Source organism: Duganella callida, from assembly GCF_004614165.1.
In the GTDB taxonomy this organism is placed as follows: domain Bacteria; phylum Pseudomonadota; class Gammaproteobacteria; order Burkholderiales; family Burkholderiaceae_D; genus Rugamonas; species Rugamonas callida.
This window is the reverse complement of the sequence record NZ_SPVG01000253.1, coordinates 61,473-68,571: the sequence shown is the minus strand read 5'-3', so window position 1 is coordinate 68,571 and position 7,099 is coordinate 61,473. Positions and strand designations below refer to the sequence as shown.

Genomic DNA, 7,099 nt, shown 5'->3' with positions numbered 1-7,099 from the left:
CGCCGCCGCTGCCGCCGCGCCAGCGCGTGGTGACGGCGGTGCTGGCCGCGCGCCTGCCGCAATGGAGCTTGTGGCGCGCGCTGGTCTCGCTGTTCAAGCCCGCCGATCCGCAGGCCGCGTGGCAGGCGCTGTCGCGCTTCAATCTCGGCGACAAACTGTATGCGCGCGTCGACCGCCTGTCCGGAGGCGAACGTCAGCGCTGCGGCCTGGCGCGCCTGCTGCTGTCGCCGGCCAGGGCGCTGCTGGTGGACGAGCCGCTGTCGGCGCTCGATCCCGCCCTGTCGGAACTGACCCTGACCACGCTGCGCGAGGAAGCGCGGGCGCGCAAGGCCACCCTGATCTGCAGCCTGCACCAGGTGGATCTGGCGCTGAGCCACTTCCCGCGCATCGTCGCCCTGCGCCATGGCCGCATCGTGTTCGACCTGCCGCGCGAGCAGGTCACGCCGCAGATGATCGCCGCGCTGTATCAGGGCGAGCAGCCGGCCGCCAGCAAGCCGCACGACGACCACGAAGCGATGGCGGTCAAACTCGGCGTGGGCGCCTGTCTGTAATGGCCGCGCTGACCTTCGACAGCGCGCGCCGCGACCCGGCGCTGCGCGGCCGCCTCATCGCGATTGTCGCCGCCTTCGTCGTCCTGTGGCCGACGCTGGTGATCAGCGAATTCAAGCCCTGGATACTGCTGGACGAACAAAGCCTGGGCGCCACCGGCCGCTTCCTGGCCGATTTCATGGCGCCGGCCCACAGCGCGGAATTCCTCGACATGCTGCTGCGCGAAACCTGGAACACCGTTGCCATCGCCACCGCCGGCCTGACGCTCGCGCTGCTGGGCGCGATCCCGGCGACGCTGATCATCAACGAACAACTGTCGGTGTCCGCGCTGGGCACCGGCCGCATGCGCCCGCTGGCCCACGCCGTGCGCCAGGCGGTGCGCTGGCTGCTGGTGGTGCTGCGCTCGGTGCCGGAACTGGTGTGGGCGCTGCTGTTCGTGCGCATCATCGGCCTGGGGCCGACCGCCGGCGTGCTGGCCATCGGCCTGACCTACTGCGGCATGCTGAGCAAGGTCTACGCTGAGATCCTCGAATCGTCCGACGCCCACGCCAGCGACGCGCTGCTGGCCAACGGCAGCGGGCGGCTCGGCGCCCTGCTCTACGGCGCGCTGCCGGAAGCCGCTTCGGAACTGATGTCCTACACCGTCTACCGCTGGGAATGCGCGGTGCGCGGCTCGGTGGTGATGGGCTTCGTCGGCGCCGGCGGCCTCGGTCAGCGCATGGACGAATCGCTGAAAGCCATGAACGGCGCCGAAGTGGCATCGATGCTGCTGGTGTTCATCGCGCTGGTGGTGCTGGCCGACCAGTTCTCGAAAATCGTGCGGAGGCGTCTGGGATGAATCCGCACATGCCGAAACCGCCGCGCCGCGACTGGACCATGCTGCTGATGATGGCCGGCCTGCTGTTGCTGGTGATCGCCAGCTTCGCCACCCTGCCGCTGAAGTGGCGCGAGTTTTTCACCGTCGACGCCATCCGCAGCAGCATCGAACTGCTGGCCGGCTTTGCGCCGCCGGAGACCTCGTCCGGCTTCCTCACCAAAACCTTCTGGGCCGCGCTGGAAACCCTGGCCATGTCCGGCCTGGGCACGCTGCTGGCGGCGATCTTCGGCCTGGCGTTCTCGCTGCCGGCGGCGGGCCGCTTCGGCGCCGCGCCGCGCGCCGCCATGCGCGCCGTGCTCAACGTGCTGCGTTCGGTGCCGGAACTGGTGTGGGCCTCGATCATGCTGATCGCCGCCGGCCTCGGGCCGATGGGCGGCACACTGGCGCTGGCCGCGCATACGGCCGGGGTGCTGGGCCGCCTGTTCGGCGATTCGCTGGAAAACGCCGCGCCTCATCCCGAACACAGCCTGCGCGCCAACGGCGCCAGCGCCAGCGCCGCCTTCTTCTACGCCACGCTGCCGCAAACGCTGCCGCAGATGCTGTCGTACACCTTGTACCGCTGGGAGAACAACATCCGCGCCGCCGCCATCCTCGGCGTAGTGGGCGCCGGCGGATTGGGTCAGATGCTCAAATACCACCTGTCCCTGTTCCAGATGCCGTTGGCCGCCACCGTCATCATCGCCATGCTGCTGCTGGTGGCGCTGGTCGATGGCGTCAGTTTCGCCTTGCGCCGTCTGCTCACCCGCTGACCACCATGCTCGAACTGCGCCATCTCTCCAAATCCTACAACGGCCGGCCGGTGCTGGACCGGCTGTCCTGGCAGTTCAAGGCCGGCGAATTCGTCTCCATCATGGGCGATTCCGGCGTCGGCAAATCGACGCTGCTGAACCTGGTCGCCGGGCTCGACACACCGGACGCCGGCCCGGGCGAAGCGCCGATCATCGTCGACGGCATCGCCATGTCCGGCCTCGATGACGATGGCGCCACCCGGCTGCGGCGCGCGCGCATGGGCTTCATTTTCCAGGCCTTCCACGTGCTGCCGCATTTAACATTGTTACAAAATATCGGTCTGCCATTGTTACTGAATGGCTTGCCAAGCGCGCGCGCGACGGAAATGCTGGACGCCGTCGGGCTGGGCGGACGCGAAAACGATTTCCCCCACCAACTTTCCGGCGGACAACTCCAGCGTGTGGCCATCGCCCGCGCACTGGTGCACCGCCCGGCCCTGGTCCTGGCGGATGAACCTACCGGTAATCTTGACCCGGATACCGCAGAGGCGATCCTGACCCTGCTCCAAAGAGAGATTAAAGCCACCGGCGCCTGTGCCATCATGGTGACGCATTCCCTGGCGGCCGCAAAAAAAACCGACAAAATCCTCAACTTGTCGAAAAATGGGTTACAAGAAACAACAATCGTCAACCCGTTTGCGCAATAACTAACATAATTTATTTGTCAAACCCTGCACTTTTTCTGTGGTCGTAGTATTATTGAAATTAACTTGCATGGTTATCAAGAATGTTGAGTCGCGTACCACATTCAGACATGAAAGGATGTGTGACGCTAGCCTTGCCGGGAAACGTACTTTTTTAACGTTTAGAGCAAAGGAGGAGCAAGCCATGAGCGTACGTCAGAAAAAGCTGGAACTGATCGAAGCGATGAACCGTGCCCGGGCACTGGAGCCATCCAGTTTCGTCCCGAACAAGCTTCTGGACACTTTGATCGAAAAGATGAACTTGAAGAACGATGCAGAGTTGTGCCGGGTGCTGGAGGTTCAGCCACCGATCATCAGCAAGATCCGCCATCGCAAGCTGGCTGTCGGTGCGACGATCCTGCTGCGTATGCACGAAAAATCAGATATCAGCATCCGCGAGCTGAAAGATCTGTCGACCGCATCCATGCATTGAACCACAATGTTCAAGCAGTGCCTGGCGCCGGCATGCGGTATCCGGCGCCCATTGACCGAAACGCCTTAGCGTACAGCCCAAACCCCGCTGAACGCCCTTGTAGCGGTTGTAGCAGTCAGCATTTCTCGTATTTCCAATTCCTCGATTTACCCTCCGCGATCCATTCGACGGCTTGCTCGCGCCTGCGCATCCGTGTGGCGTCGGTTTTTGCTTCATTCAGCCAGTCAGCGTAATCGCGCTGCTTGCTGGGGCTGAAGGTGTCGAAGTGCCGGCGCGCCGCCGGCACCTGATCCAGGGCGGCATTCAGATCATCCGGTATCTCCAGCGGCCGCGGCGTCGCCGCTTTCGCGCGCGCCGGCGCGCTCACGCCTTCATCATTGAGTTTCATCGCCTGCTTGACGTAGGCGGTCAGCAGCTTTTTCGCCGGCAGATCCCTGACGCTGGCGATGCGGCCGAAGTGGCCCATTGCTTCGCGGTTGATCTGCTCGCGCTCCATCAGCAGCTCGGCCTTCCAGAAGTTGAAGGCGCAATGCGCCTTGAAGGACGCCATGCTGCACATCATGCCCTTGTACATGAAATGCGGGAAACTCCATTTCATCGTCTCTTCCACCTCGGGACAGGCCGCGTGCACCACCGCGCGCAGATGTTCGAGGATGGGCCGGGCAAAGTCGGCGGACTTGGCGATATAGGCGTCGACGCGTGGATCGGTGGTGGGCATGATGGTCTCGTTTCTCAGAAATAGCGCGGGTGCTGCGCCGCCAGGTCGCGCTCGAACTTGTTCACCGGCTCGAAGTTGGACAGGCTGGGCGCCAGCCGCCGGCCGGCATCCCAGCAGCGCCACGCGCGCGGACTGTCGTACTGCATCAGCAGCACATCGCCCAGATCCTTATAGGCGCCGGCCAGCGCCGGGTTGGCTTCCAGCGCTTCGACGAACAGTTGCTGCGCCTCCTTGACCTGGCCCATGCGCGCGCGGTTGTTGGCCTCGAACACCTTCAGCACATAAGCCTTGCGCGGCGCCTGTTCGCGCAGCGCCTGCAAGGTCTTGATCGAGTTGGCGTATTCATCCTGCTTGGACGGATTCAGCGACGCGAACAGCAGGCCCAGTGGCGCCGACGCGCCCACCGCCTCCTTCTGCTCCGGCGTCAGCGATAGCGGCGTACCGGTGGACAGCGCGCATTCGAGCCGGCCCAGCATGGTCTCCACCACCCGGGCGGCACTGAAATCGTCGCCGCTGTCGCTGGTCTCGCAGGGATGCTGGGCGCGGAACGCCGCCAGCTGTTCCGGCGTCATGGCGGCGATGCGGTCCAGCAGGCCGTCGATGCCGCCGCTGGCCGCTTCGCGCCGGTACGGCTTCAGATCGTACGCCGGCGACTGAGCCGGCAGCACCGCCGAAAAGCGCAGCGTGACGGTGCCGACCGGTCCCAGGCCGTTCAGGTACAGCGCCAGCCGCTCCGGGATCATGCCGCCCTGGGCCAGCCTTTCCAGCAGTTGCGGGTGACCGGCTTCGGCATAACGCAGGAACTGGGCGAAGCGTGCGGCGTCGGCGGCCGATACCTTGGTGCCGCCCTCGCTCCAGCTGGCCAGCCGCGCGCCGCCGATGGAGAACTCGTGCATCCCGCCCGCGGTTTTTTCCTCGACCTGGCTGGGACCGTCCTTGAAGATGGATAGCTGGTTTTCCAGGTCGGCCGTCACCATCGGCCTGTCGCTGACCTTGGCGGCGGCCAGCGCCTGCTGCAGCGTTTCGCGGTTCTTCATTTCCATCACGCGGAAACCGACTAAATCGTATAGCGAATATTCCACGTAGATCTTCGCCGCCGGATCGACCGCGTAGCGGCGCCGCGACTGGAAATCGTAAATCATGCGGCCATGATCCGAATCGATCTGGATGTAGGTGTCGCCCAGGGTCACATCCATCTCCACCGTGCGGTCGGCTGGCGCATTGGCGTCCGGGCCGGGGGCTTCGTAATGCTGCGCCGCGCTGACGTGCAGGGTCACGGCCGCCGGCGCCGGCGCCGCGGCCGCCGCCAGCAGCAGGAAGAAGATGGCAAGGTGCAAGCGCATGGCGATCCTGTAGCAAAAAGGTGATTCCGCCATCGTATGGCCAGCTTGCCGATTAAGCAAGCTGGCGTCTTGTAACATTTCGTTGCACCATACACATAGTGCATATTGCATGTCGCCGAATTTGGGATACTCTGCTGTTTGAACCGAGCCGAAGAAAGCCACTCCATGCCGTCTTTCCGCCCTCTGGCCCTGTGCGCCAGCCTGATATTGCTGGCCGGCTGCGCCGCCGCGCCGACCGCCACGGCGCCGTCCGCGCCCGCCGATCCGGTGGCGCTGAGCGCCGCCGTCAACCGCGTCAGCTGGGGCGTCAGCACCAGCACCTACCACCAGGTCGAACAGGTGGGCTATGGGCGCTGGCTGGAACGCCAACTGCATCCCGGCGCCGCCGTGCTGCCGCCGGAAGCACAGGCGCAGATCGACGCCATGACCATCTCGCAGAAACCGGTGCCGCAGCTGGTGCGCGAGCTGGAGGACCAGCGCCGCGACTACGACAAGGCCATGGTCGACGACGAAGCCAAGAAGGCCGCGCAACGCGCCTACCAGCAGGAACTGAACCGCCTGGCCAGGGAAGCGGCCACCCGTTCGCTGCTGCGCGACCTGTACTCGCCCAACCAGCTGCAGGAGCAGATGACCTGGTTCTGGATGAACCACTTCAACGTCCACCAGGGCAAGGCCAATCTGCGCGTGCTGGTCGGCGATTACGAGGACAAGGCGATCCGCCCGCACGCGCTGGGCAAGTTCCGCGATCTGCTGGCCGCCACCCTGCACCACCCGGCCATGATCCGCTATCTGGACAACGAGCAGAACGCCGCCAACCGCATCAACGAGAACTATGCCCGCGAGATCATGGAGCTGCACACCATGGGCGTGGACAGCGGCTACACCCAGAACGATGTGCAGCAGCTGGCGCGCATCCTGACCGGCGTCGGCGTCAACCTCGGCGACAAGATGCCCAATGTGCGCAAGGACAAGGCCGACCAGTACGTGCGTAACGGCCTGTTCGAATTCAATCCCGGCCGCCACGACTACGGCGACAAGGTCTTCCTCGGCCAGACCGTCAAGGGCCGCGGCCTGGCCGAAGTGAATGAGGCGCTGGACCGCCTGGCGCGCCATCCGGCCACCGCGCGTTACGTCAGCCGCAAGCTGGCGATGTATTTCGTGGCCGACGAACCGCCGCCGGCGCTGGTCGAGCGCATGGCCGCCACGTTCCAGTCCAGCGACGGCGACATCGCCGCCGTGCTGCGCGTACTGTTCACCTCCGCCGAATTCACGCAATCGCTGGGACAGAAGTTCAAGGACCCGGTGCACTACGTGGTGTCGGCCGTGCGCCTGACCTATGACGACAAGGTGATCCTCAACGCCGGCCCCATGATCAACTGGCTGAACCGCATGGCCGAGCCGCTGTACGGCCGCCAGACGCCGGACGGCTACCCGCTGACGCAGTCGGCCTGGGCCAGCCCGGGCCAGATGACCACCCGTTTCGAGATCGCCAAGGCGATCGGCAATGGCGCCGCCGGCCTGTTCAAAAGCGAAGGCGCGATGCCGCAGGAACGCCCGGCCTTCCCGCAGCTGGCCAACGCGCTCTATTTCCAGTCGCTGCAAAAGGCGCTGGCGCCGGCCACCGCCAGCGCGCTCGAGCAGGCGACCTCGCCGCAGGAATGGAATGCGCTGTTCCTGTCGTCGCCCGAATTCATGCATCGCTAAGGAG

The 7,099-nt window shown here is 65.0% G+C and carries 8 protein-coding genes; 6 read left to right on the top strand and 2 right to left on the bottom strand.

Going from position 1 to position 7,099, the window contains the following annotated elements; genetic code table 11:
• The 5 genes from E4L98_RS26585 to E4L98_RS26565 all read left to right on the top strand — a co-directional run.
• Nucleotides 1-551: phosphonate ABC transporter ATP-binding protein (locus E4L98_RS26585; protein ID WP_135204546.1), on the top strand; the 551-nt coding region annotated here is incomplete at its 5' end.
• Entirely contained in the window at nt 551-1,387 is an 837-nt protein-coding gene (locus E4L98_RS26580; RefSeq protein ID WP_135204545.1) for a PhnE/PtxC family ABC transporter permease, read from the top strand. The genes E4L98_RS26585 and E4L98_RS26580, both read left to right, overlap by 1 nt.
• The gene (phnE, locus tag E4L98_RS26575) at nt 1,384-2,175 is read left to right on the top strand and encodes a phosphonate ABC transporter, permease protein PhnE (protein ID WP_135204544.1); all 792 of its coding nucleotides are present in this window, start codon (nt 1,384-1,386) and stop codon (nt 2,173-2,175) included. The genes E4L98_RS26580 and phnE overlap by 4 nt, the downstream gene beginning before the upstream one ends.
• Before the next feature lie 5 nt (nt 2,176-2,180).
• Nucleotides 2,181-2,861, top strand: a complete 681-nt coding sequence (locus E4L98_RS26570; protein ID WP_135204543.1) for an ABC transporter ATP-binding protein — start codon at nt 2,181-2,183, stop codon at nt 2,859-2,861.
• A gap of 181 nt (nt 2,862-3,042) precedes the next feature.
• Nucleotides 3,043-3,330, top strand: a complete 288-nt coding sequence (locus E4L98_RS26565; protein WP_135204542.1) for a hypothetical protein — start codon at nt 3,043-3,045, stop codon at nt 3,328-3,330.
• A gap of 115 nt (nt 3,331-3,445) precedes the next feature.
• On the opposite strand, the gene E4L98_RS26560 is transcribed toward E4L98_RS26565, so the two are convergent.
• Together E4L98_RS26560 and E4L98_RS26555 are read right to left on the bottom strand one after the other, a co-directional pair.
• Complete coding sequence (locus E4L98_RS26560) at nt 3,446-4,048, bottom strand: YdeI/OmpD-associated family protein (RefSeq protein WP_135204541.1); 603 nt, start codon at nt 4,046-4,048, stop codon at nt 3,446-3,448.
• A 14-nt stretch (nt 4,049-4,062) separates the two neighbouring features.
• Nucleotides 4,063-5,391, bottom strand: coding sequence for a hypothetical protein (locus E4L98_RS26555; RefSeq protein WP_135204540.1), 1,329 nt, complete (start codon nt 5,389-5,391; stop codon nt 4,063-4,065).
• A 165-nt stretch (nt 5,392-5,556) separates the two neighbouring features.
• On the opposite strand from E4L98_RS26555, the gene E4L98_RS26550 reads away from it, so the two are divergent.
• Complete coding sequence (locus E4L98_RS26550; protein ID WP_135204539.1) at nt 5,557-7,095, top strand: DUF1800 domain-containing protein; 1,539 nt, start codon at nt 5,557-5,559, stop codon at nt 7,093-7,095.
• Nucleotides 7,096-7,099: the final 4 nt, after the last annotated feature.

Bases quoted from the DNA above. Each gene is read 5' to 3' on its own strand.
- E4L98_RS26580 (WP_135204545.1), top strand. From the start codon at position 551: ATGGCCGCGCTGACCTTCGACAGCGCGCGCCGCGACCCGGCGCTGCGC.
- phnE (WP_135204544.1), top strand. From the start codon at position 1,384: ATGAATCCGCACATGCCGAAACCGCCGCGCCGCGACTGGACCATGCTG.
- E4L98_RS26570 (WP_135204543.1), top strand. From the start codon at position 2,181: ATGCTCGAACTGCGCCATCTCTCCAAATCCTACAACGGCCGGCCGGTG.
- E4L98_RS26565 (WP_135204542.1), top strand. From the start codon at position 3,043: ATGAGCGTACGTCAGAAAAAGCTGGAACTGATCGAAGCGATGAACCGT.
- E4L98_RS26560 (WP_135204541.1), bottom strand. From the start codon at position 4,048: ATGCCCACCACCGATCCACGCGTCGACGCCTATATCGCCAAGTCCGCC.
- E4L98_RS26555 (WP_135204540.1), bottom strand. From the start codon at position 5,391: ATGCGCTTGCACCTTGCCATCTTCTTCCTGCTGCTGGCGGCGGCCGCG.
- E4L98_RS26550 (WP_135204539.1), top strand. From the start codon at position 5,557: ATGCCGTCTTTCCGCCCTCTGGCCCTGTGCGCCAGCCTGATATTGCTG.